General features: G+C 66.3%; 22 protein-coding genes and 1 pseudogene. 17 read left to right on the top strand and 6 right to left on the bottom strand.

Features of this window, described 5'->3' with window-relative positions; all coding sequences use genetic code 11:
- Positions 1 to 34: 34 nt before the first annotated feature.
- The 9 genes from FSYMDG_RS00645 to FSYMDG_RS25540 all read left to right on the top strand — a co-directional run bounded on the left by FSYMDG_RS00645 (position 35) and on the right by FSYMDG_RS25540 (position 10,753).
- On the top strand, positions 35 to 1,324 hold the full coding sequence (locus tag FSYMDG_RS00645; RefSeq protein WP_013871703.1) for an IS256 family transposase: 1,290 nt from the start codon (positions 35 to 37) through the stop codon (positions 1,322 to 1,324).
- 132 nt (positions 1,325 to 1,456) lie between these two features.
- Entirely contained in the window at positions 1,457 to 1,747 is a 291-nt protein-coding gene (locus FSYMDG_RS27685) for a transposase (RefSeq protein WP_043602641.1), read from the top strand.
- Between the two features lie 17 nt (positions 1,748 to 1,764).
- Positions 1,765 to 2,655 carry an IS3 family transposase gene (locus tag FSYMDG_RS00655; protein ID WP_237703111.1) on the top strand — a complete coding sequence of 297 codons (891 nt, stop codon included), beginning with the start codon at positions 1,765 to 1,767 and terminating at the stop codon, positions 2,653 to 2,655.
- A gap of 139 nt (positions 2,656 to 2,794) precedes the next feature.
- Complete coding sequence (locus tag FSYMDG_RS00660) at positions 2,795 to 3,598, top strand: tyrosine-type recombinase/integrase (RefSeq protein ID WP_349304115.1); 804 nt, start codon at positions 2,795 to 2,797, stop codon at positions 3,596 to 3,598.
- 765 nt (positions 3,599 to 4,363) lie between these two features.
- The gene (locus tag FSYMDG_RS00665; protein ID WP_013871704.1) at positions 4,364 to 5,470 is read left to right on the top strand and encodes an NDMA-dependent alcohol dehydrogenase; all 1,107 of its coding nucleotides are present in this window, start codon (positions 4,364 to 4,366) and stop codon (positions 5,468 to 5,470) included.
- 346 nt (positions 5,471 to 5,816) lie between these two features.
- On the top strand, positions 5,817 to 7,079 hold the full coding sequence (locus FSYMDG_RS00670) for a cytochrome P450 (protein ID WP_043602684.1): 1,263 nt from the start codon (positions 5,817 to 5,819) through the stop codon (positions 7,077 to 7,079).
- Positions 7,080 to 7,379: 300 nt separating this feature from the next.
- Positions 7,380 to 8,528, top strand: coding sequence for an acyl-CoA dehydrogenase family protein (locus FSYMDG_RS00675; protein WP_013871706.1), 1,149 nt, complete (start codon positions 7,380 to 7,382; stop codon positions 8,526 to 8,528).
- A gap of 427 nt (positions 8,529 to 8,955) precedes the next feature.
- Positions 8,956 to 10,221, top strand: a complete 1,266-nt coding sequence (locus tag FSYMDG_RS00680; RefSeq protein ID WP_013871707.1) for a LuxR C-terminal-related transcriptional regulator — start codon at positions 8,956 to 8,958, stop codon at positions 10,219 to 10,221.
- A 391-nt stretch (positions 10,222 to 10,612) separates the two neighbouring features.
- Complete coding sequence (locus tag FSYMDG_RS25540; protein WP_013871708.1) at positions 10,613 to 10,753, top strand: hypothetical protein; 141 nt, start codon at positions 10,613 to 10,615, stop codon at positions 10,751 to 10,753.
- A gap of 190 nt (positions 10,754 to 10,943) precedes the next feature.
- Here FSYMDG_RS25540 and FSYMDG_RS00685 read toward each other — a convergent pair whose 3' ends face one another.
- Positions 10,944 to 12,206: an IS4 family transposase gene (locus FSYMDG_RS00685; protein ID WP_013872077.1), complete on the bottom strand. Its 1,263-nt coding sequence runs from the start codon at positions 12,204 to 12,206 to the stop codon at positions 10,944 to 10,946.
- Positions 12,207 to 12,393: 187 nt separating this feature from the next.
- On the opposite strand from FSYMDG_RS00685, the gene FSYMDG_RS00690 reads away from it, so the two are divergent.
- From FSYMDG_RS00690 to FSYMDG_RS29895, 3 genes are all read left to right on the top strand, one after another.
- On the top strand, positions 12,394 to 12,789 hold the full coding sequence (locus FSYMDG_RS00690) for a type II toxin-antitoxin system RelE/ParE family toxin (RefSeq protein WP_013871710.1): 396 nt from the start codon (positions 12,394 to 12,396) through the stop codon (positions 12,787 to 12,789).
- On the top strand, positions 12,786 to 13,100 hold the full coding sequence (locus tag FSYMDG_RS00695; RefSeq protein ID WP_013871711.1) for a transcriptional regulator: 315 nt from the start codon (positions 12,786 to 12,788) through the stop codon (positions 13,098 to 13,100). Before FSYMDG_RS00690 ends, FSYMDG_RS00695 begins: the two co-directional genes overlap by 4 nt.
- Positions 13,101 to 13,790: 690 nt before the next feature.
- Positions 13,791 to 14,270, top strand: coding sequence for a macro domain-containing protein (locus FSYMDG_RS29895; protein ID WP_083828070.1), 480 nt, complete (start codon positions 13,791 to 13,793; stop codon positions 14,268 to 14,270).
- 26 nt (positions 14,271 to 14,296) lie between these two features.
- On the opposite strand, the gene FSYMDG_RS29090 is transcribed toward FSYMDG_RS29895, so the two are convergent.
- Both FSYMDG_RS29090 and tnpC read right to left on the bottom strand, forming a co-directional pair.
- Positions 14,297 to 14,566 carry an IS66 family transposase gene (locus FSYMDG_RS29090; protein ID WP_258165245.1) on the bottom strand — a complete coding sequence of 90 codons (270 nt, stop codon included), beginning with the start codon at positions 14,564 to 14,566 and terminating at the stop codon, positions 14,297 to 14,299.
- Positions 14,464 to 15,732 (bottom strand): IS66 family transposase, encoded by a 1,269-nt coding sequence (tnpC, locus tag FSYMDG_RS00700; RefSeq protein ID WP_237702929.1) that lies wholly within the window; start codon positions 15,730 to 15,732, stop codon positions 14,464 to 14,466. Before tnpC ends, FSYMDG_RS29090 begins: the two co-directional genes overlap by 103 nt.
- Positions 15,733 to 15,867: 135 nt before the next feature.
- On the opposite strand from tnpC, the gene FSYMDG_RS23685 reads away from it, so the two are divergent.
- A complete protein-coding gene (locus FSYMDG_RS23685; protein WP_157490953.1) occupies positions 15,868 to 16,425 on the top strand; it encodes a toll/interleukin-1 receptor domain-containing protein in 558 nt (185 codons plus the stop codon).
- A 24-nt stretch (positions 16,426 to 16,449) separates the two neighbouring features.
- Positions 16,450 to 17,538: an IS630 family transposase gene (locus FSYMDG_RS00705; RefSeq protein ID WP_013871712.1), complete on the top strand. Its 1,089-nt coding sequence runs from the start codon at positions 16,450 to 16,452 to the stop codon at positions 17,536 to 17,538.
- On the opposite strand, the gene FSYMDG_RS23690 is transcribed toward FSYMDG_RS00705, so the two are convergent.
- Positions 17,519 to 18,076: a toll/interleukin-1 receptor domain-containing protein gene (locus tag FSYMDG_RS23690; RefSeq protein WP_157490953.1), complete on the bottom strand. Its 558-nt coding sequence runs from the start codon at positions 18,074 to 18,076 to the stop codon at positions 17,519 to 17,521. The genes FSYMDG_RS00705 and FSYMDG_RS23690 overlap by 20 nt on opposite strands.
- Positions 18,077 to 18,274: 198 nt before the next feature.
- On the opposite strand from FSYMDG_RS23690, the pseudogene FSYMDG_RS29095 reads away from it, so the two are divergent.
- A pseudogene (locus FSYMDG_RS29095) lies at positions 18,275 to 18,982 on the top strand (DUF6444 domain-containing protein); the annotation flags it as partial.
- Between the two features lie 79 nt (positions 18,983 to 19,061).
- Positions 19,062 to 19,646, top strand: a complete 585-nt coding sequence (locus FSYMDG_RS29100) for an IS66 family transposase (RefSeq protein ID WP_258165211.1) — start codon at positions 19,062 to 19,064, stop codon at positions 19,644 to 19,646.
- Positions 19,647 to 19,866: 220 nt separating this feature from the next.
- Here the strand turns inward: FSYMDG_RS29100 and FSYMDG_RS00715 are convergent, their stop codons facing one another.
- Complete coding sequence (locus FSYMDG_RS00715) at positions 19,867 to 20,052, bottom strand: DUF2795 domain-containing protein (protein WP_013871714.1); 186 nt, start codon at positions 20,050 to 20,052, stop codon at positions 19,867 to 19,869.
- 348 nt (positions 20,053 to 20,400) lie between these two features.
- On the opposite strand from FSYMDG_RS00715, the gene larC reads away from it, so the two are divergent.
- Entirely contained in the window at positions 20,401 to 22,206 is a 1,806-nt protein-coding gene (gene larC / locus FSYMDG_RS00720) for a nickel pincer cofactor biosynthesis protein LarC (protein ID WP_013871715.1), read from the top strand.
- Between the two features lie 215 nt (positions 22,207 to 22,421).
- On the opposite strand, the gene FSYMDG_RS27695 is transcribed toward larC, so the two are convergent.
- Positions 22,422 to 22,712 (bottom strand): hypothetical protein, encoded by a 291-nt coding sequence (locus tag FSYMDG_RS27695; RefSeq protein ID WP_043602687.1) that lies wholly within the window; start codon positions 22,710 to 22,712, stop codon positions 22,422 to 22,424.
- Positions 22,713 to 22,714 lie beyond the last annotated feature (2 nt).

Below are 22,714 nucleotides of genomic sequence, written 5' to 3' on the forward strand. Positions count from 1 at the left end.
CTCTGTGCATACGCGCAGGTAGAGGAGGCACCAGATGACCGACACGATCGAGGACACACCGGCCGATACCGGCCCCGCACCGGCCCCGCCGGTGATGGTTGACGAGGCGCTCGCCGAGAGCCTCATCGAGCGGGCCCGCGTCGAGGGGCTGTCGCTGACCGGGCCCGGTGGGATGCTCGCCGGGCTGACGAAGATGGTCCTGGAGAAGGCCCTGGCCGCCGAGATGACGGCGCATCTCGGTTACGAGCCGGGTGACCCGGCCGGCCGCAACGGCGGGAACTCCCGTAACGGCACCCGGACCAAGACCGTGGTCACCGAGATCGGCCCGGTCGCGGTCGATGTGCCCCGTGACCGCGACGGTTCGTTCACCCCGCAGCTCGTCGCGAAGCGGCAGCGTCGCCTCGGCGGGGTCGAGGAACTCGTCGTCTCGCTGGTCGCCAAGGGGCTGACCACCGGCGAGGTCCAGGCGCATCTGGCCGAGGTCTACGGCACCGAGGTGTCCCGGCAGACCATCTCCACCATCACCGACAGTGTGATCGCCGGCATGGAAGAGTGGCGTAACCGGCCGCTCGACCCGGTCTACGCCGTCGTGTTCATCGACGCGATCGTGGTGAAGATCCGTGACGGGCAGGTCGCGAACCGGCCGGTCTACGTCGCGATCGGGGTCACCGCCGACGGCGAACGCGACGTGCTCGGACTGTGGGCCGGCACCGGCGGTGAAGGCGCCAAGCACTGGCAGCAGGTCCTCACCGAGCTGAAGAACCGCGGCGTCACCGACGTGCTCATCCTCGTCTGCGACGGGCTGACCGGTCTGCCCGACGCCGTCGCCCAGGTCTGGCCCGTCACCATCGTCCAGACCTGCATCGTGCACCTTCTGCGCAATTCGTTCCGGTATGCCAGCAAGAAGGACTGGCCCGCGCTCGCGAAGGACCTCAAGCCCGTCTACACCGCCCCGACCGAGGCGGCCGCCCTCGACCGATTCACCGACTTCGCCGCGACCTGGGAGAAGAAGTACCCCGCGATCATCCGGCTCTGGGAGAACGCCTGGGCCGAGTTCGTCCCGTTCCTCCGGTTCGACGCCGAGATCCGGACCGTGATCTGCACGACCAACGCGATCGAGAGCCTCAACGCCCGGTTCCGCCGCTCGGTGAAGGCCCGCGGCCACTTCCCGAACGAACAGGCCGCGCTCAAACACCTCTACCTCACCCTGACCAGCCTCGACCCCACCGGCCGCGGCCGAGCCAAATGGATGATCCGCTGGAAAGCACCCCTCAACGCGTTCGATCTGGCCTTCGACGGACGCCTGTCCGCCGGCCGGAAGTAGACCAGCTCACCGCAGTGGTCCACACGTAGCACCAACATCACCCGCTACACCGTTAACTTGACACTCCCCTGGAGTGATCCCGCTTCCGTGGACAGCGAACCTGAGGTTCGCTGTCCATAGGGAAGGAGCGTCATGGGGTCAGCTCGCCGGAAGTTCACCCAGGAGTACAAATCCGAGGCAGTAAGGTTGGTGCTCGACTCGGGCCGGTCGGTGACCGAGGTCGCGAAGAGTCTGGGTATCCACGAGACCACGTTGGGAAACTGGGTGAAGAAGGCGAAGGAGAACGGCGAGACCGAGGAGCGGCCGCTGTCGGTGTCGGAGCGCGCGGAACTTGAGGAGCTCCGGAAGAAGTACGCGCAGGCGCAGATGGACATCGCCTTCCTAAAAAAAGCGGCGAGCTTCTTCGCGAGCGAGCAGAAGTAAAGTTCGAGTTCATCTCGATACACGCTCCGAAGAAGCCTGTGTCCGCCGACGGCGCGAACACCTTTCCCGTCGACTACATGTGCAAGAAACTCGACCTGTCCCGACAGGGCTACTATGCGTGGAAGAAACGCGGCCCGTCTCGGAGGGAGAAGGACGACGCCACCTTGTCGACCATGATCAGAGCTGTTTTCGACCGTCACGAGGGGCGGTACGGCGTGCGGCGGATCTTCCACGAGATCCGCCGCCAGGGCGTCGCCGTCGCCTACAAGCGGGTCCAGCGGCTGATGGCGACGATGGGCCTGGTCAGCGTGCATCCGCGTCCCCGCCGGCCGGTGACGACGGTGCAGGCCGCGGACTCCTCATCGCTGCCTGATCTTGTCGGCCAAGACTTCGCCGCGTCCGCACCGAACCAGTTGTGGTACGGCGACATAACATATATTCGCACCTGGGATGGCTGGGTGTACATGGCCTCCGTCATCGACGCGTTCTCTCGGAAGATCGTCGGCTGGGCGGTCGCCGATCACATGCGCACCGAACTCGTTCTCGACGCGCTTCGTATGGCCGTCACCCGCCGGCGGCCACCCGGCGGCGTCATATTCCACGCCGACCGAGGCGGTCAGTACACCAGCCGTGAGTTCGTCGCCTTCTGTCGCGACAACAACGTCCGAAACTCCGTCGGCCGTACCGGGATCTGTTTCGACAACGCCGCGGCGGAGTCCTTCTGGGCCACCCTCAAGAAGGAGTTCGTCCACCTCCACCCGTTCGATACCATAGACCGCGTCCGGGCGGGGATCTTCGAATATGTCGAGATCTACTACAACCGGCAGCGGTTGCACTCCTCGATCGGCTATCTCACGCCTGTCGAGTTCGAGGAAGAATTTGACGGACAAACACTTCGTGCTGCATAGTTAGGACTGTCCACGAAAGTGGGAACCCTCCAACCTACTCCTGACCTCCTGGAGTCGATCCCTGGAGGCCGCGAACAAGACCGAGAAGACCCGCGGCCTCTACCTGAACGCCGCGCGCCTGTTCGTCGCCTGGCTGCTCGTGCGTGACGCCGCGCCCGAGGACGCCGCCGGCATCACCCGCGCCCACGTCGAACAGTTCCTGATCGACTTCCGCACCCTGCCGAGCCCCCGGCGGCCGGAAGGTCGAAGCGCGGCCTACGCCAACCAGGTGTACCGGGCGCTTCAGCAGTGGTTCGGCTGGTTGCTCGCCGAAGAGGAGATCGACCGGTCGCCGCTGGAGCGGATGAGTCCCCCGGTCGTGCCGGAAACGCCGGTGCCCGTGCTGGAGGACGACCAGATCCGCGCGCTCCTGGCCACCTGCGCGGGCAAGGAGTTCATCGAGCGGCGGGACAACGCGATCATTCGGAGCTTGATGGACAGTGGCGGCCGGCGAAGCGAGGTCGGCAAGCTGGAGGTGCCCGACGTCGACCTGACGGCTAAGGTGCTGCACGTTCTCGGCAAGGGCCGCCGCCCCCGCGACGCGCCGATCGGCAACAACACGGCGCTGGCGCTTGGCCGCTACCTGCGGGCTCGGGCCCGTCAGCCTGGCGCGAAGCTGCCCGCGCTGTGGCTGTCGTCGGATGGCCGCCGCGTGCTGACCAGCGACGGTATGGCGCGGATGCTCTCGCGCCGGGGCAAGCGGATCGGCCTGCCGCACCTGCACCCCCACCAGTTCCGCCACACGCTGGCGGATGACTGGCTGGAGGCCGGCGGCACCGAGGGCGACCTCATGCGCATCATGGGGTGGCGCTCCCGTCAGATGGTCGACCGGTACGCAGCCAGCGCGCAGGACCGGCGGGCCCGCAACGCGCATGACCGGCTCGGCCTGGGCGACCGGTTCTGAGCGTCGGGCGAAGATCGGGGATGGCCTACTAACTTCGAGGGAAACGGGTGGCGCCGACCAGCAACGACGCAGGTCGGCGCACCGCTCGGACGGTATTAGCTCCTAAGCGGTAGGCCGCAGGTTCGATTCCTGCCAGGGGCACGAGCCGGTTCTGCCTGCTCGCCGACTTCCGGTCGGCTTCGCCGGAGGCCGCGATATCGTCCCGGGGGACGACCCTCGGACCCCCGATGTCGGCCCTTCGGCCGACTCCCTTCTGCTCGGCGCCCTGCCAGGGGCACGATCCCAGCCGTGCCAGTGCTTCTGCCGGGGTGAACAGCTCTCGGCGAAACGACGCTCGGTGAATGGTGTGGCGCGCGTACTGGACCATGCTCATACTGGACTACCGGTCACTGCTGATCCGCTCAGGCTGATCCGCTTAGGGTGTGTCCGGTCGGCTCCGTCAGCGGGCGGCTACAGCGGTCGTTGTCCGGTTGCGTGGGCCTTCGCGCCCGGAGTCGCCAGCAGCGGCCCGCATGACCGTCGGGCCTGCTCTTCCTCGATCGGGCGGCGATCACGATTTCGATGATCGAGAGCGGATCGTCATCCCTCTGCGGGGGTATTGAAACACCTCGTACGGAAGATCCGCCGGAAACACGGCGGGAGTACTGTTACGCACGTCACAAGGTCATCCTGTGGAGATAGGCACTCGAGCGCGCCAGCAGCATTCGGCTGGCGTCGGCTGGCGCGCTCGAGACGGAGCCTTCACCGCCGAAGGAGGTCGTCCGAATGAGGACCAAAGCCGCCGTCCTGTGGGGGCTGGAAGAGAAGTGGCAGGTCGAGGAGGTCGAACTCGACCTGCCCAAGGCGGGCGAGGTTCTGGTCAAGCTCACCGCCAGCGGTCTGTGTCATTCAGATTATCACCTGGTCAGCGGCGACATCCCCATTCCTTTCCCGGTCGTCGGTGGGCATGAGGGCGCCGGTATCGTCGCGGCGGTCGGGCCGGGCGTGACCGAGGTGGTGGAAGGCGACTCGATCGTCCTGAGCTTCCTGCCCTCCTGCGGGCGCTGCTCGTACTGTTCGCGTGGCCTGACGAATCTCTGCGATCTCGGGGCGGCGATTATTCTTGGCCCCCAGCTGGACGGTACCTACCGATTCCACGCGCGCGGTCACGATATCGGGCAGATGTGTGTGCTCGGGACCTTCTCGGAATACACGGTCGTCCCGGTCGCGTCCGTGGTCAGGATCGACCAGGGTGCGGCGCTGGACAAGGCGGCACTGATCGGATGCGGTGTCCCGACCGGTTACGGCAGCGCGGTGAACACCGCGCAGGTGCGGCCGGGTGACACCGTGGTCGTGATGGGCGTCGGTGGTATCGGCGTCAACGCGGTGCAGGGGGCCAGGGCCGCGGGCGCGCGGACCGTCGTCGCGCTGGACCCCGTCGACTTCAAGCGGCAGAAGGCTGTCGAGTTCGGCGCGACCCACACGGCCGCCACCGTCGACGCGGCACGGGAACTGGTCAGCGAGCTGACCCGTGGGCAGCTGGCGGACGCGTGCATCATCACGACGGACGTCGCCGAAGGCGCGTACGTCGGTGAGGCGCTGAGCCTGGTGGGTAAGCGTGGCAGGGTGGTGGTGACCGCGATCGGGCATCCCACGGACATCTCGATCAGTGGGTCGCTGTTCGAGCTGACGCTGTACGAGAAGTCGATCCGCGGCGCGCTGTTCGGCTCCTCGAACCCGCAGCACGACATCCCCCGCTATCTTGAGCTGTACAACCGCGGCCAGCTCAAGCTCGACGAGCTGGTGACCAGGGAATATTCCCTGGAGGACATCAACGAGGGATACCAGGACATGCTGGACGGCCGGAACATTCGAGGTCTGATTCGTTTCTGACCGCATTCCTCGAAAACTGGGCATGACTGATTGACGGACCAGAGGAGCCGGCCGTGGCGACCGTGTGGCGCCCGGCCGGCTCCGTCCGTCGATACCGGTGCGCGACGGCGTTCCGGCGGTCGTGATCGTAGTTGTCGAATCAGGTTGACCTGAACGGCGAAAATCCGTCGTGGCGCTGGGGCGCGCTCTTCGTCGCGCGGTCCGTGCCGGACAGGTCCGGCGGCGTGGCGACGCCCGCGAAAATTTATCCCGATGGGGGCACCAGGTTGACTCCTACGAGGGGAGTGCTGCGGAGCCCGGAAGATTACGATCAGGCCTGTAGTACATGCCTGAGAAAGGGGCGACCATGACGATTACCGATGGAACCGTCGACACGCGGCTCAGCTCGCTCGAGTTCTGGGCCAAGCCCCGGTCCGTCCATCACGAGGCATTTCGCTGGTTACGGGAGAACAAGCCGGTCAGCTGGCACGAGGCGCCCGAGGCCCTGGACCCGAACCTGAACAACGCCCAAGGGTTCTGGTCGGTGGTGAAGTACCGCGACATCCAGAACATCTCCCGGGACACGGAGCTGTTCAGCTCCGCCGACGGCGTGTTCGTCGACGACTTCCCGCAGCTGGAGACGATGTTGTCGTTCATCGTGACGGACGCTCCTCGGCACACCAAGATGCGGGGCGTCGTCAGCGTCGCCTTCACGCCGAAGAACATCTTCAAGATGTCGGAGGACATCGGCGGGATCGTCCATCAGGTCATCGACAGGGTCGCGCCCCTGGGCGAGGGGGACCTCTGCCACTTGATCACCAAGGAGGTGCCCGGCCGGATCTTCGCGACCTTCATGGGGATCACCGACCCGGAGCAGATCCAGTACGTGATGGACGCGGCCGAGCAGTTCGCGTGCTGGGCGGACCCCGAGTACGCGCATATCGGCTCTCCGCTCCAGGTGTTCGCCGACGCCTCCCAGAAGCTGGCGACCCTCGCGATCGAGCTGGCGAAGGAACGCAAGGAAAATCCGGGTGACGACCTGCTCAGCTGGGTCGCCCAGGCGCAGTATGAGGGCAACAAGCTGTCCGTCGAGGAGGTCGGCGTCTTCTTCGCGCTGCTCGCCGCGGCAGCCAACGACACCACCCGGCACTCGATGGCGCACGTGCTCTCGCTGTTCCAGGAGTATCCCGACCAGCTCGCCTACGTCATGGCGGACTTCGACAGGCGTGCGGACGACGCCGTCAACGAGTGCCTGCGGCTGGAACCGCCGCTGATGCACTTCCGCCGCACCGCGACGCGGGACACCGAATTCGGTGGGGAAACCATCAAAAAGGGTGACAAGGTCGTCATGTGGTATATATCCAGTAACCGGGACCCCGACGTGTTCGAGAACCCCGACGCGTTCGACGTACGGCGGGTCAACAAGTTCAACCCGCACCAGGCGTTCGGTGGCGGTGGCCCGCACTACTGCCTGGGCCACATGCTCGCCAAGCAGATGATCAAGACTGAGGTGCGGGAGATATACACCCGGATGAAGGACCTCAGGGTCGGCGAGCGCGACATGCTGCTGTCCAACTTCATGAACGGTGTCAAGCGGCTGCCCGCCACCTGGGTGCCCGAGAAGAGCTGAGCGCGCGAGGCAGACATCTCGTAGCCGCGAGGCCGCGGAGCCGTTCACGGGATCATGAGTGGGTCGGGGACGTGGGACCGGTGTCCGGGGCGGCCGGTCCCACGTCCCACTGTTTCTGGTCGCTTCTGATCGCGTTGAGATTTCCGTCTTTCAACGGTTTTGTTACGATGCGTACCCCAGTTGCCCCACGCCCTGCCCGTGGCACCCGGCCGAGGTTCCGCGGTGTTGTCGACTGTTCGCGGCGGACGAGGGCCGGTGGGGCTATTCTGCTGCTCACAACACCATGAGAGGACGTCGGGAATGCGGCGCACCGGTTTTACCGCCGACCACGAGAGCTTCCGTCAGATGCTCCGGGATTATCTCACCCGCGAGGTGGTGCCCGTCTTCGACGACTGGTTGGCCGCCGGTGCGGTCCCCAGGGATTTCTTCCGGAACCTGGGCAAGCTCGGGGTGCTGGGGATGGCGTTCCCGGCCGAATACGGCGGAGGTGACCAGCCGGACTTCACCTACAACGCCGTGATCAACGAGGAGTGCGCCCGGGCGCTGGTCGCGCTGGGGACGTTACAGGTACACCTGGACGTGGTGGTTCCGTATTTCCTGGACCACGCCGACGAGGCGCAGCGTGGGCGCTGGTTCCCGGGCCTGGTGAGCGGCGACCTGTTCGCGGCGATCGGGATGACCGAACCGGGCGCTGGTTCGGACCTGGCCGGCGTGCGCACGACCGCGGTCCGGGACGGCGAGCACTATGTGCTCAACGGCGCGAAGACGTTCATCAGCGGGGGTGCGCTCGCCGACCTGGTGGTCGTGGTGGCGCGAACCTCGCGAAGCGAGTCCGACCGGCGGCGGGGGCTCAGCCTGCTGGTCGTCGAGGACGGCATGCCGGGCTTCGAGAAGGGCCGCAATCTGGCGAAGATCGGCCTGAAGGTGCAGGACACCATCGAACTGTCGTTCACCGACGTGCGGGTGCCGGTCGAGAACCTGCTGGGGGAGGAGGGGGCAGCCTTCGAGCAGCTGACCCACGGTCTGCCCCAGGAGCGGCTGAGCATCGCGATCAGTTCGCTGGCCGCGGCCCGGGCCGCGCTGGACACCACCGTGACCTATGTCAGGGAACGCCATGTGTTCGGGAAGCCGGTCAGCTACTTCCAGAACACCAGGTTCGAACTGGCCGCGGTGGCCACGGAAATAGAGGCGGCGCAGGCGATGGTGGACCGCGCGCTGGCCGAGCACGTCGCCGGTGAGCTGAGCCCGGTGGACGCGGCAAAAGTGAAGCTTTACTGCACCGAACTGCAGGGCCGGACGGTCGATCGTTGCCTGCAGTTGTTCGGTGGTTACGGCTATATCCTGGAGTATCCTATCGCCCGGCTGTACGCGGATGCCCGTGTCACGCGTATCTACGGCGGCACGAGTGAGATCATGAAGACCATCATCAGTAAGTCGCTGGGTCTGTAGGCCCGGGTTCGCCAAGCCGGCCGGGGGCGAACGCTTCTTGCTGGGTATTTTTCGGCCTGCGTGCGTATCCGACGACGCACTCGCGACAATCCTCCCCGGCGTCGCCGTCCGCCGACGAAGGCCACCGCCCATTCGGTTGCGCACGGCTACAGAATAAGTGCTCTCGGTGCTCTTGGTGGGTGCGTCGCGCGCATGACGCTCGGCGAAGCACCCGCACGTCGCGTCTGGACCATCCTGGCCTATCGGTCTAATGTATCGACCAAAGTCGAGTGATATGTCGATCATCGACCGTCCGTTGAGTGGCGGGTCGAAGCCGTGCCACACCGGCCGCCGGAGGGCTGAGGGGGATCGGCCAGCCGCGCGTCAGATTCGCTGGCGCATGGCCTCGATGCCGCCGTGGATCCTGCGACTCGAAGAGGAGGCGGGAATGGGCAGTGGTGTCCATGCTCCCGTGCTGGACGACGGGTCGGACTCGGACATGGCCAGCTCGGAGCCGGTGGCGGTCGAGGACGGCGTCCAGCGGGCCAGGGAGATCCTGAGAACCGCCGAGCGGATCCTTGACGACGGCGTGACGTATTCAGACTTCGCCAACGGTGACCCGAAGGCGGCGGACGCGGCGTTGGGGGCGGCCCAACGCGCGGCGAGTGAATGTATGAGCCTCGCCGTCCAGTCGTCGAAGGACTCCTCGGTCCGGCAACTGGCGGAGGTTCTTCTGCAGTCGGGGCTGGCCCGGGTCACGTTGATGGAGGCCACGCTGGCGCGGCGAACGGCGAGGATGTTCGGTGTCGAGCAGGCGCTCTGCCACTTACGCGGGGCCTCCTCGCTGTCGGCTCTGGAGGAGCGGGCACCGGTGGAGGCCCATCGGCTGGGTTTCACCAGAATTCTGTTCTCACGCATTGACAAGGGTGTCTGGATCGCGCGCACAGCCTATACGGAGGGCGAGGAGCAGCTCGCCCGGACGCTGGTGCAGGTCGGTATCGCGAATCCTCGGCCGCTGACCGGCGCACTGGTCGAAAGCGAGATGGCACGGCGCCGCGTCCCGATCCTGGTACGGAACCCCCAGTCGAGCTCGCGCGTCCACGCCGAAATGGTTGCCGTGGTCGGCACCAAGGGCTATGTGGCCGCCCCGGTGGTCTCCTGGGGCAAGGTGGTGGGGCTGCTGCACGCCGACCGGCAGGCGGAACTCGGCGGGGTGGACGAATTCGACCGCGATCTGATCGGCATGTTCGCCGCGGGGGTGGGTGTCGCGTTCGAGAGAAACGCGCTCTTCCGGCGGCTGCGGTTCATGCGGTCCATGTTCAACGAACATGTGTGCGCGGTCAACGACCTCGTCGACGACATCGCCGAGGACGTCATGGAGATCGGCGATGGCTCGGAGAAGCCACCGAACCGCTCACTGGGCGCGCACTCGTCGGGACAGAATTTCCGGGAGACGCCGGCGGCGTATCCCGAGGACGCGCTGTTCGCCAGTCTGACCCCCCGTGAGTGCGAGGTGCTGCGTAGCCTGGCCTCGGGTAAGACGAACGCACAGATCGCGAGCAGCCTGTTCGTGACCGAAGGCACCGTGAAATCGCATGTGAAGCACATTCTGCGGAAGCTCGGCGCGGCCAACCGCACGGATGCCGTGGCTCGCTACCATGCGCTGACCAAATCATCCGGCGGCCACCAGACGAAAGATCCGTTCAGATCCTGAGGATCACCTGACCGCCCCGTGCCGACGTACGGGGACGATCATCGCTCGTCCGCTCTGCGCGTCGGCCGATGTCGGGGCCGACCGGCCGGCCAGGCACAGCGCCTGCCCATCGGCCAGGTCATGGCACCTGTCAAAGCGGGTGGGACAGACCCCACCACCTCTGCCGAAGGTCCCTGTCAGAGCCGCGACGGCTCCGCCAGGCTGGATGAGGGCCTGGTGGAACGACCGAGGCCACGGGCCGGTGGAACACGTGGGGGCCGGCGGGCCACGCGGTGGCGCGGGTCCGTGCGGGGTGGCCCCAGGCCGGTAGTCGGCGTTCCGCCGCTGCCCAGCGCTCTTCATAACCAGGGCTACCGCTCGACAGACGGCCGTCGGCGTGGGGGAGAACAGGATGAAGAGGAAGGTGGTCGTTGTGGTGGCCATTACGCTCGCCATCGCGTTCGGCTGCCTCGGGGCCGCGCTGACAGCCGCGGTCCGAACGGCGGACGTCACCGCTGTCCAGAACGACCGGCTGGAGCCCAATGGCGCTTAGTTAAGCGGCCCGAGCGAGCATGATCTTCGGTGATTGATCATGCTTGGTGCCGGTGTCTGTTGGGCTTTTGACTCGGTAGGCGTTGTGTCGGCCTCGTCTGATGGTGCGTGGGTACGTGCGGTGGAGGCGCACGGGGTTAAGCCGTTCGGTGATCTCTGTGAAGGTTTCCCGGAGCGCGTGCGTGTGGTCCTCAGGGGGAAAAATCCGCCTGGTCGGTGACCTGGCGGCGGACGACGCGTAGTGATCGCATGAAGGATAGCCTGTCCGGGTCGACGTCGGCTTCGTCGGCGGCCTCGCACATGAGACATCGGATTGCGTAGTGGCTGAGGAGCAGCGCCCAGATCTCTTGTTCCACCAGGTCCGGGAGTTTCGAGCGTAGGACGCGGGCTTCGCCCCGCTGGTGTGTCTTAATCTCATCGAAGATGTTTTCGATTTCCCAGCGCTCGTGATAGGCCGTGGCGAGTTCCACCGCTGGTATGTCGGTCTGGTTGAGGATATTGGTGATGAGGCAGATCAGTTCTCCGGTTCCGGATCCTGTGCGGTCAGGCACCGTGTATTCGATGACGCGGACGGGTGTCGCGGAGTCCTCGGGAAAGTCGCGGCCGGCGCGGGCGTCGGCGATGATCTGGTTCCGCTGTTTCCCTCTGATTTTCGGGTTGACGATGATAGAGAGGTAGGAGCTGTCGGGAAGGGACCGGATGACCGGTAGCGTGAGATCGGATTTGACTCGCCAGAGCAGGTCCGCGCCGGTGTCGAGCGCCTGCTGCCAGAGGTCGAAGCTGTAGAAGTAACGGTCGGCGGTGAGGAGCATCCCGGGTTCGCAGGCGTCGAGCAGGGTGGCGGCGAGAGCACGTTCGTCGCTGGCACGGGGACCGACCGCGGCGGAGACGATCGCGTGCGTGCCGCATTCGGCGAGCGCGACGACGTGGACCTGGGGCAGAGCGCTGGCCTTGTGTCCGTTGGTGGACCGCCCGAACCTGGCCACGTTCTCGGGGGTGTCTGCGGCGTCGAGGAAGAACCCGTCGATCGCCATCAGCCGCCGGGAACGCAGCCAAGTGCCCTTGGTACCCAGCCCCGCGACCGGCACAGCGACACGTTCGAACAGGACCTTCAGGGGGGCGGCACCGAGCCTGATCCGTGCCTGCGAGATCGCCCCGGTGGTCGGGACTTTCCAGTCACCCTGCCAGTTCCCCAGCCATCTCAACGCACCGGCGAGTTTACGCATGACTTCTTCGTAGTCATCGTCGAAGAACAGGCACATCGTCATGGTGAAGTACACCATGACCCGGGCTGGCAGCAGCCTGGTACGCCGTTCCTGCCGCTTCGTTTCCACCAGTACCTCTTCGACGAGGTCCCGGGGAACGATTCTGGCGAGCACACCGATCGAGATGCGGTCGGTCAGCCGGTCGTTGTCAACGGCTGGCAATTCAACTACCTGGCGAAGGCGCACCACATCTGGATTCTATCTGCCGACCGGCCGAAATCGCGGCATGAGCACTCCGCCGCCTACTGATCGACGTTGAGGAACGTGACTGGATGCCGTGTTCAGAAGTTGATCGATGCGGGATCGGGCGTTGGCGTGTCGGGATGGACGGACGCCCCTCCAGCCTAATTGAGCGGCATTGGGCTATAGTTGATCCATGTCGGCGGAGCCGCCTCATCGGTGGGCGATCAAGGTCGCGCCCGAGGTACGGGAGTGGCTGCGTGCGTTGCGCCAGACAGATCCGGGCGCCTACCGGTCGGTCAACGTGGCGATCGACATGCTCGCCGAGATCGGGCCTGGGCTCGGGCGTCCGCTGGTCGACACGCTGCAGGGGTCGACAGTCAAGAATCTCAAGGAGCTGCGTCCACGGTCGGGCCGTGATGTTGCGATACAGGTGATCTTTGTCTTCGACCCCTGGTCGCAGGCGGTACTGCTGGTCGCCGGCAACAAGGCTGGCGACTGGTCGCGGTGGTACAGGACAGCGATCCCCGCGGCCGAGGTCGCGTATGGCGGATGGCTGGCCGTGGAGAGGAAGCGGCGGGAGGGCTCATGACCGAGTTCCACGACTGGGACGACATCCGCGCCGAACTGCACGACGGCGACGGTGAGGCGCTAGCCGCTGAGCGGGCGCGCACCGAGGCATGGGTCAGTGCATTCCATCTGGCTGAGGAGCGCAGGCGACTGGGGCTGACTCAGCGTCAGGTGGCCGAGCTGATGGGTGTCTCCCCGGGCCGGGTGAGCCAGATCGAGAACGGTGATCTCGACGCCAACGAGGTCGCGACGCTGAGCCGGTACGCCCGGGCGCTGGGTGCCCGCATGCGGATCATCTTCGACTATGGCAACGACCTCCGCCAGATCGTCTGACCGGTCGTTGTCTTCCACGAAGTCCTGATCGTTTCCATCTGTAGTACGAATTGCAGTATTTAAGATCTTGAAAGCCCAGAGCCCCGCGCCGTGTGATCGGCTGCGGGGCTCTGACCTGCCTCAACCAGCGTGCGCTCGGAGGGACTCGAACCCCCAACCTCTGATCCGTAGTCCTCGGCGGTCTGTCCACAGACGTCTACGTTCGTCCATCGGTGCAGGTCGCGACGCTTATGATGTCCACCGGCGTCAACCGACGTCCACCCCCTTGCCGTCAAACTGCAGTACGGCAGTCCTCCGGGCGGCGCTCACAGAGCGTGTCGCCCGCTGGCTGGCGAAACGAGAAGGTTTCACCGGCGATTTACACCTCAACTGCACGTCTCCTCTCGGGCGGCAGCGCCGCAGTCCACGCCACGATCTTGGAAAAGTTGTGCGCCGACCCGGACTGAACGGTCTGGCTTCTCCACACTCGTGGCCCACGCTATTTGGGCTACGGGCGGACCGGGCTTGTCGATCTCGATATAGAGTTGTGTGGTCGCGTACACGCTGTGCACCGCACTTCAAGGGAGTTGAAGCCGAGATGGATCTTACGCGGACCTACCGTGTTAGTGGGTCTCAGCTCACACTCAAGTTCGCAGACATCGTGACTTCTTCTGCCGAGGTTTTAGTCAGTTCGGATGACTTTTTTTGACCATGGGCGGTGGTGTGTCGGCTGCGATCCGAGCCGCTGCCGGGAATGCTCTGATGCTGGATGCGGCAAAGAGTGTGCCGTGTAAGGTTGGCGACGTTGTTGTTACAACAGCAGGCGCACTCAGGGCCCGATATATATTCCATGCTATTACTATAGGCCCGGACGGGAGCGAAGCAGCCCGTGATGTGGTTCGTCGAGCGACTCGGCGTTGCTTGGAGCTGGCTACGGCGCTGAATGTTTCCTCGATTTCCTTTCCCGCACTCGGGACAGGCGCTGCCGGATTCTCGATGGAGGATTCGGCGGTTGCGATGACTGAAGTTATGGCAGACTACGTGCGCCTCACAAGTCGCCCGCTTGACATCGACCTCTATTTCTTCCCTCGCGAAAATTCGTCGCCTATCGGCTATGTTAGATTCTACGAGGAGTTCGCGCGCCGTGTCCCCATTGCTGAAGAGGTTGCGTCGGGCGTATCGCACTCGTAACTAGTCAGGTAGTTTTTGATCTTGAGTTAGCTGATCGCGGGCATCCAGGGACGGCCCTCGGCAAGTTGGACGAGAGCGTCGAACAGGCTGATGCCGTGTTTGGTGGCGGTGGACAGGTAGCTGCGGATCGCGCAGAACTGGCGGGCGCCGGTGAGCGTGCGTAGGCAGCCGGATACCTTCTGCCGTAGTTTGATCATGCGGATGTCGCGTTCGGAGCCGTTGTTGTCCGCGGGAACCCGCCAGTCGCGGGTGAACCGAAGGTAGTCGGCTTCGCGGTCGACGAGCCGGCAGGCCAGGGCATGGCGGCGGCCATGAGTTTCGTGCCGCGCGGCGAGGTCTGGCTGATCCCGATGTGAGCGGCGTGGCGCAGCTGCCGGGTCTGGGTGGCCGGTGCCTGCTCGTCGATGGTGACGCCGGTAGTGGCGGCGTCGACGGCGAGGCGGTGCAGGGCGACGAGCGCGTCGCCTGCCTGGGCGGCCCAGCACCAGGTTCCCGTCGGGGCCGCGTCGACGACGGCCTGTAGTTCGCGCAGCACGTGAGCGACGCACAGCTGGTGGGTGGCGCCGGTGTAGCTGTCGTAGGGGGCCCAGGCGTCGTGGACCACCACCCCACCGAAGGCGGGAAGCACCCCGAGGGCGTCGATCCCGCCGCTGCCGCGGGTGGCATGGCAGTCGATCAGCGTGTACTTGTCGGTGCGGGCGCAGTGCACCCAGTGCAGTTTCCCGGCGACCCGCAGCCCCGTCTCATCGGCCCCGATCACGTCGGCGGCGGCCAGCAGACCCCGGACGGTGTCACGGAAGCCGTCGAGTCCGGCGGCGGCACGGGCGGTCATCGCACCGACCGTGCCCGCCGAGATCGGGATCCCAACCAGCTCGGCCAGCGCGGTCGCGGTCCGCTCCTGCGACAGGAACTGACCGGAATACAGGTAGACCACCGCCGCGGCCACCCGCGGCCCGTACTGCACCGGCGCGTCCACCCCGGCCGGTGCCGCCGCCTTCGTCCGCGTCCCGCAGCCGCACTCCCGCTCGATGAGCTGATGTTCGACCACATGCGGACGTAGTTCGGGCAGGTCGAACACCTGCCGCCGTTCGGTCCGGGTCACAGGCCGGCCCGCAAGCCCCGCCCCGCACCCCGCACACGGCCCCGGCTCATGCCGCAGGCGCACATCAGGCTCAGCGAGCATCCGCAGCGTCGATCCCGGATGCCCGCCCTGCCCACCGGGCCTGCGGCCGGTCTTCTTCCGCAGCGACTTCGGTGGCGGTTTCGCCAGCCCGTCCGAACTCGGTGGCTTCGCCGAGTTCCGCGAGTTCTTCGCGACCTGAGCTTCCAGCTCGGCGATCCGCACCCGCGCCTGTTCCAACGCCGCAGCGGTCTCGACCAGCTGCGCCCGCAGACTCACCACCAGCGCCGCGAGCTCGTCATACGACGGCACCGGCGGCGACGCGGGCGGACCATCCGACACACCCGGACCCTACGGCCCGATCAACCACACAGCACCAACGACCCGGGCCTTCAGGCCATCGAGGAGTCCCAGCCAGCCGGGAAACCAAAAACAAACGATCTACCAGACCTGACCAGTTACTCGCACTCAACATCTGTGAATGCATTTGTAGAGCCGTTAACGTCCCTCCTTAAGTTCGAGAGGGAGAGGCAGCTACTCGAAGCGGAGTTGGTTAGGCGGCGGACCGACGGTCAAGGTGACGGCGACTTGCTTGCCAGGCTCAAAGAGAATCAAGATAGGCGTCTTGTGGCAGCCGAGCGGGAGCAAGATGCACGACAGACTCCGGTATTAGTATTTATTTCTTACGCTCATGAGGACAAGCCGTTTCTACAGGAGCTTGTAAAGCATCTTGCAAACCTGAAGCGCGCAAAGATTATTCGAGAGTGGTGCGATCGCGAGATTGTTGGAGGTATGGATTGGAGTAGAGAGATTGATGGCCAACTCAATAGAGCCAAGGTAATTATCTTTCTCTTGAGTCCAGACTTCATGGCGTCAGATTACTGTATCGGGATCGAGACAGAACGCGCAGTCGACCGCCACGAGAAAGGCGAAGCGCTTCTAATTCCGGTCCTTCTCCGCGCTGTTGACTGGCGGGGAAGTGTCTTTGAACGGTTTCAGGCGCTTCCGCGGGATGCTAGTGTCCTGAGTCGTTGATTCGTGTGCAGATAGAATGGGCTGGTGCCTGGCCCGAGCGCGGATCCCATCGAGTTGTCGTCTGCTGAGCGTGCGGTGCTGGAGGGCTGGGCCCGACGGCGGAAGACCGCGCAGGCGCTGGCGTTGCGCTCGCGGATCGTGCTGGCCTGCGCGGACGGTGGGACGAACTCGGGGGTCGCGGCCGAGCTCGGGATCACCCGGGGAACGGTCGCGAAATGGCGGGAGCGGTTCGCGGTCGACCGGCTGGAGGGCCTGTCAGACGAGGCACGTCCGGGAGCGCCTCGGAAGGTCACCGACGCCCAGGTCGAGGCGGTGATCGCGAGGACGTTGGAGGAGAAGCCACCGAACGGCGATACCCATTGGACATCGCGGTCGATGGCGAGGGCCAGTGGGCTGTCGCAGTCGACGGTGTCACGGATGTGGCGGGCGTTCGGGTTGAAGCCGCATCTGGTCGAGACGTGGAAGCTGTCCACCGACCCGCTGTTCGTGGACAAGGTCCGTGACGTGGTCGGGGTCTACCTCGACCCGCCGGAGAAGGCGATCGTGCTCTGCGTCGACGAAAAGTCGCAGGTGCAAGCTTTGGATCGCACGGCACCGGTGCTGCCCCTGATGCCGGGTACCCCGCAGCGGATGACCCACGACTACGTCCGCCATGGCACGACCAGCCTGTTCGCCGCGCTCGACCCGACGTCCGGGTCGGTGATCGCGCAGACCTTCCGGCGGCACCGTCACCAGGAGTTCCTGCGCTTCCTCAAGCTGATCGACTCCTCGGTCCCGAAGGGCTACGACCTGCACCTGGTCCTGGACAACTACGCCACCCACAAGACCCCGGCGGTGAAGAACTGGCTGCTGCGCCACCCCCGCTTCCACCTGCACTTCACCCCGACCTCGGCGTCGTGGATGAACCTGGTCGAGCGCTGGTTCGCGGAGCTGACCACCCGCAAGCTGCGCCGATCGACGCACCGCTCGGTCGTCGAACTCGAAGCCGACATCCGCCGATGGATCAACGCCTGGAACAAGGACCCGAAGCCGTTCGTCTGGGCCAAGACCGCCGACGAGATCCTCGAGACCCTCGCCGCCTACTGCCAGCGAATCAACGACTCAGGACACTAGCATCCCGCGGAAGCGCCTGAAACCGTTCAAAGACACTTCCCCGCCAGTCAACAGCGCGGAGAAGGACCGGAATTAGAAGCGCTTCGCCTTTCTCGTGGCGGTCGACTGCGCGTTCTGTCTCGATCCCGATACAGTAATCTGACGCCATGAAGTCTGGACTCAAGAGAAAGATAATTACCTTGGCTCTATTGAGTTGGCCATCAATCTCTCTACTCCAATCCATACCTCCAACAATCTCGCGATCGCACCACTCTCGAATAATCTTTGCGCGCTTCAGGTTTGCAAGATGCTTTACAAGCTCCTGTAGAAACGGCTTGTCCTCATGAGCGTAAGAAATAAATACTAATACCGGAGTCTGTCGTGCATCTTGCTCCCGCTCGGCTGCCACAAGACGCCTATCTTGATTCTCTTTGAGCCTGGCAAGCAAGTCGCCGTCACCTTGACCGTCGGTCCGCCGCCTAACCAACTCCGCTTCGAGTAGCTGCCTCTCCCTCTCGAACTTAAGGAGGGACGTTAACGGCTCTACAAATGCATTCACAGATGTTGAGTGCGAGTAACTGGTCAGGTCTGGTAGATCGTTTGTTTTTGGTTTCCCGGCTGGCTGGGACTCCTCGATGGCCTGAAGGCCCGGGTCGTTGGTGCTGTGTGGTTGATCGGGCCGTAGGGTCCGGGTGTGTCGGATGGTCCGCCCGCGTCGCCGCCGGTGCCGTCGTATGACGAGCTCGCGGCGCTGGTGGTGAGTCTGCGGGCGCAGCTGGTCGAGACCGCCGCGGCGTTGGAACAGGCGCGGGTGCGGATCGCCGAGCTGGAAGCTCAGGTCGCGAAGAACTCGCGGAACTCGGCGAAGCCACCGAGTTCGGACGGGCTGGCGAAACCGCCACCGAAGTCGCTGCGGAAGAAGACCGGCCGCAGGCCCGGTGGGCAGGGCGGGCATCCGGGATCGACGCTGCGGATGCTCGCTGAGCCTGATGTGCGCCTGCGGCATGAGCCGGGGCCGTGTGCGGGGTGCGGGGCGGGGCTTGCGGGCCGGCCTGTGACCCGGACCGAACGGCGGCAGGTGTTCGACCTGCCCGAACTACGTCCGCATGTGGTCGAACATCAGCTCATCGAGCGGGAGTGCGGCTGCGGGACGCGGACGAAGGCGGCGGCACCGGCCGGGGTGGACGCGCCGGTGCAGTACGGGCCGCGGGTGGCCGCGGCGGTGGTCTACCTGTATTCCGGTCAGTTCCTGTCGCAGGAGCGGACCGCGACCGCGCTGGCCGAGCTGGTTGGGATCCCGATCTCGGCGGGCACGGTCGGTGCGATGACCGCCCGTGCCGCCGCCGGACTCGACGGCTTCCGTGACACCGTCCGGGGTCTGCTGGCCGCCGCCGACGTGATCGGGGCCGATGAGACGGGGCTGCGGGTCGCCGGGAAACTGCACTGGGTGCACTGCGCCCGCACCGACAAGTACACGCTGATCGACTGCCATGCCACCCGCGGCAGCGGCGGGATCGACGCCCTCGGGGTGCTTCCCGCCTTCGGTGGGTGGTGGTCCACGACGCCTGGGCCCCTACGACAGCTACACCGGCGCCACCCACCAGCTGTGCGTCGCTCACGTGCTGCGCGAACTACAGGCCGTCGTCGACGCGGCCCCGACGGGAACCTGGTGCTGGGCCGCCCAGGCAGGCGACGCGCTCGTCGCCCTGCACCGCCTCGCCGTCGACGCCGCCACTACCGGCGTCACCATCGACGAGCAGGCACCGGCCACCCAGACCCGGCAGCTGCGCCACGCCGCTCACATCGGGATCAGCCAGACCTCGCCGCGCGGCACGAAACTCATGGCCGCCCGCCATGCCCTGGCCTGCCGGCTCGTCGACCGCGAAGCCGACTACCTTCGGTTCACCCGCGACTGGCGGGTTCCCGCGGACAACAACGGCTCCGAACGCGACATCCGCATGATCAAACTACGGCAGAAGGTATCCGGCTGCCTACGCACGCTCACCGGCGCCCGCCAGTTCTGCGCGATCCGCAGCTACCTGTCCACCGCCACCAAACACGGCATCAGCCTGTTCGACGCTCTCGTCCAACTTGCCGAGGGCCGTCCCTGGATGCCCGCGATCAGCTAACTCAAGATCAAAAACTACCTGACTGGTTACCGGAAAACTACCCGGCCGATATCCGGACGGGTCTGCCGTGTGTCTGCTTCTCGGTCGTGCCGGTGTACCCGCCGGCGCTCACCGCCGGCTTTGCGGTCTTTCGGGCGCGTGGGCATTCACCCCGGTGGCCCGGTATTCGCCGGTGGACGTCGGCCGGCTGGCCGGCAGCCCGTCGCCATCCGGCCGACGCTCAATTCGCGCCGATCTCCCTGGAAATCGCGTTCGGGCCCTCGTACACGCGGTCCGGGATCTTCTCCAGCAGTTGGATGACGCGTTGGTCGGCGCCATGTGACCGGGCGACGGAGAGGATCTTCTCCCGGTTCGCCGGATAGTCCACACCGCCGAGGAACTTCTGTACCTGGATGGGGTTCGTCATGGTGTCATCCCTCACCACGCTCGGCCGGTCAAAACCCGCTGTCGAAGATTTCCGCGTGTTTCGCGCCGCATCCGGTGTCGGGTACCGGACGGGCCACCAGGCGGGCCACCGGGTGCGCGCCCCGGACGCGGGCGTGTCCGGGTGACGGTGCAGCGCGGCTATCGGCTGTGACCCACCGTTGTCGCATGCCGGCGGGACGGCTCTATCCTTCTTGCGTCATCCTTCACGTTCCATCATGTTCCTTGCATCAGCCTTCTCGCCTCCCACCCGCCGTCCTGTCCGCTGATCATTCCGCGTGGCTCGAGCGTCCCGCTCGAACCCGACCCGCCGTTCGGGGCCGACCTGCTGATGACCGACGCCAGACCACCGTCCGCCCACCCCCGGTCCGCCCAGCCGGCCGGGCCGGATCCCGCCGCCGGGCAGGTACGGCTCGGATGGCTCGACCTGTCCAGTGGGGCGAGCGGGGACATGCTGCTCGGCGCCCTGATCGGCGCGCTCGCCGGGATGGGCCAGCCCACCGGGGTCATCGGCGAGGCCGTCGACGCGCTGGGGCTTCCCGTCCGGCTGGATGTCAGCGGCACGTCCAGGGCGGGACTGGCGGCCACTCGCGTCCGTGTGATCACTGATGGTGATATCGCCGAAACCGGCGGGGACGACGGGACCAGCGCCAGCGGGGACGGTGACGGGGGTGACGGGACCACCGCGGCCGCCCCCGTCACCGGACCTGGCACGCATAAAGATCATCATGGGCATCGCCATCATCACGGCCCTGGCGGCGACGGCCGGCCCGGCGGGCAGGGAGACGGGCAGCCTCGCCGCACCTGGCCGGACGTCCGCCGGCTGCTGACCCGGGCACCACTGGCCGACACGGTCCGTGAACACGCGCTGGCCACCTTCGCCGCGCTGGCCGAAGCCGAGGCGGCCGTCCACGGCATCCCCGCCGACGAGGTGCACTTCCACGAAGTCGGGGCGCTCGACGCGCTCGCCGACGTGGTCGGCGTCTGCGCCGGGATCGCCGCGCTCGGCCTCGACCAGCTCGTCGTGTCCACGGTGGCGCTCGGCGGTGGATCGGCCCGTACCGAGCACGGCGTCCTGCCGGTACCCGGCCCGGCCGTGCTGGAGCTGCTGCGGGCCGCCGGGCTGCCCGGCCACGGCGGGCCGGTGGACGTGGAACTGTGCACGCCGACCGGGGCGGCGCTCGTGGCCGCCCATGCGGACGCGTCCGGCCCGCTCCCTGCGATGCGGGTGCGCGCGATCGGGGTCGGCGCCGGCCGACGCGACATCCCGGGCCGGCCCAACATCGTCCGACTGGTCGTGGGGTGTGCCCCGCGCCCAGGCCCGCTGATCTCGGTGCCGGCGGCCGGCGGCCGCGCGTCCCTTCCCCACGCTTCTCTTGCCCGCGCACCCCGGCCCCCCCACGCCTCCCAGGCGCCGGACAGCTTCGCGCCGGATGCCGCGGTGGACGCTCCCGTCCCGGATGCCGCCACGCTGGAGGCTCCCGGCGCGGGCGTTCCCGGCGCGGTCGACGAACTGCTCATCGAGACCAACGTCGACGATCTCGACCCACGCGCCTGGCCGGAGATCATGGCCGCGCTCCTGGCGGCGGGCGCCCGTGACGTCTGGCTGACGCCGATACTGATGAAGAAGGGCCGTCCGGCGCACACCCTGTCGGTGCTCGTCCGGGCCCCGCACGCGGACGCTGTCCGGCGGCTGGTCTTCCTGCACACCCCCACCCTCGGTCTGCGCGAGACAACGGTGCGCAAGCGGGCCCTGGACCGGGCCTTCCGCACCGTGGACGTGGGCGGCGAAACCATCGCCGTGAAGATCGGCATGCTTGCCGGCGGCCGGGCCGTCACCGCCCAGCCCGAATGGGACGACGTGCGGCGGGCCGCCATCCGGCTGGGGCAGCCGGCCCGCCGGGTCCTGGCGACGGCGGCTGCGGCCGCGCTGAACACCGACGGAGCGCCCCTTCCCACAGCCGGCCGTGACGGCGGCAGTGGGACCGACCTCAGGGATGACACCGCCACCACGGACAACGCCCACACCACGAGCAACGTCCACATCATGAGCAATACCTACAGAACGGGTAAAACCGGCATAGCGGACGACACCGGCGCCGGTGACGACAGCACGCAGACCGGCATGCCATCCTGAGCCGCGTCCAGCGGACATCGACCGGCGTGGACGATAGGAGATCGACCGGACGGGCTGCCACCGGGCGTGCCGCCGGCGTCCGGAGGTACCCGCGACCCGATCGGTCAGCCGAACCGGCCGATATGTCAATGTAGTGGGATTTGGACGCAGTGCACCGTGGACGCGAACCGATTGTAGGGGGAGTGACAGTCGATGTCACCGTCATCGTCCCGCTCCTACCCTCCGCCGGATCCGGTCGAGTCGGGCAACGAGCCCTCGAACGGGACCTCATACACCAGGGAGACCTCGTACACCGTGCAGCCACGGCAGGAGCCCGGGCGATGGGCCGGCACTACCGGGGATCCGCAGTTGATGAACGGCCGCACGCCGCCGCGCACCGGTGTGAACGGCTCCCCCGGCACCGGGCCGGCCGGGCCGCCGCCGGTACCACCGCCACCGTCACCGTCCCGGGCGACGCCGCCGCCCGTCGCGCCGCCTGGCGGCGAACGCGGTTTCGACCCGCTCACCA

Source organism: Candidatus Protofrankia datiscae (genome assembly GCF_000177615.2).
Lineage (GTDB): Bacteria > Actinomycetota > Actinomycetes > Frankiales > Frankiaceae > Protofrankia > Protofrankia coriariae.

What these genes read in the sequence shown, in the direction of transcription:
- FSYMDG_RS00645 (WP_013871703.1), top strand. Translation starts at nt 35, where the DNA reads ATGACCGACACGATCGAGGACACACCGGCCGATACCGGCCCCGCACCG.
- FSYMDG_RS27685 (WP_043602641.1), top strand. Translation starts at nt 1,457, where the DNA reads ATGGGGTCAGCTCGCCGGAAGTTCACCCAGGAGTACAAATCCGAGGCA.
- FSYMDG_RS00665 (WP_013871704.1), top strand. Translation starts at nt 4,364, where the DNA reads ATGAGGACCAAAGCCGCCGTCCTGTGGGGGCTGGAAGAGAAGTGGCAG.
- FSYMDG_RS00670 (WP_043602684.1), top strand. Translation starts at nt 5,817, where the DNA reads ATGACGATTACCGATGGAACCGTCGACACGCGGCTCAGCTCGCTCGAG.
- FSYMDG_RS00675 (WP_013871706.1), top strand. Translation starts at nt 7,380, where the DNA reads ATGCGGCGCACCGGTTTTACCGCCGACCACGAGAGCTTCCGTCAGATG.
- FSYMDG_RS00680 (WP_013871707.1), top strand. Translation starts at nt 8,956, where the DNA reads ATGGGCAGTGGTGTCCATGCTCCCGTGCTGGACGACGGGTCGGACTCG.
- FSYMDG_RS25540 (WP_013871708.1), top strand. Translation starts at nt 10,613, where the DNA reads ATGAAGAGGAAGGTGGTCGTTGTGGTGGCCATTACGCTCGCCATCGCG.
- FSYMDG_RS00690 (WP_013871710.1), top strand. Translation starts at nt 12,394, where the DNA reads ATGTCGGCGGAGCCGCCTCATCGGTGGGCGATCAAGGTCGCGCCCGAG.
- FSYMDG_RS00695 (WP_013871711.1), top strand. Translation starts at nt 12,786, where the DNA reads ATGACCGAGTTCCACGACTGGGACGACATCCGCGCCGAACTGCACGAC.
- FSYMDG_RS29895 (WP_083828070.1), top strand. Translation starts at nt 13,791, where the DNA reads ATGGGCGGTGGTGTGTCGGCTGCGATCCGAGCCGCTGCCGGGAATGCT.
- FSYMDG_RS00715 (WP_013871714.1), bottom strand. Translation starts at nt 20,052, where the DNA reads ATGACGAACCCCATCCAGGTACAGAAGTTCCTCGGCGGTGTGGACTAT.
- larC (WP_013871715.1), top strand. Translation starts at nt 20,401, where the DNA reads ATGACCGACGCCAGACCACCGTCCGCCCACCCCCGGTCCGCCCAGCCG.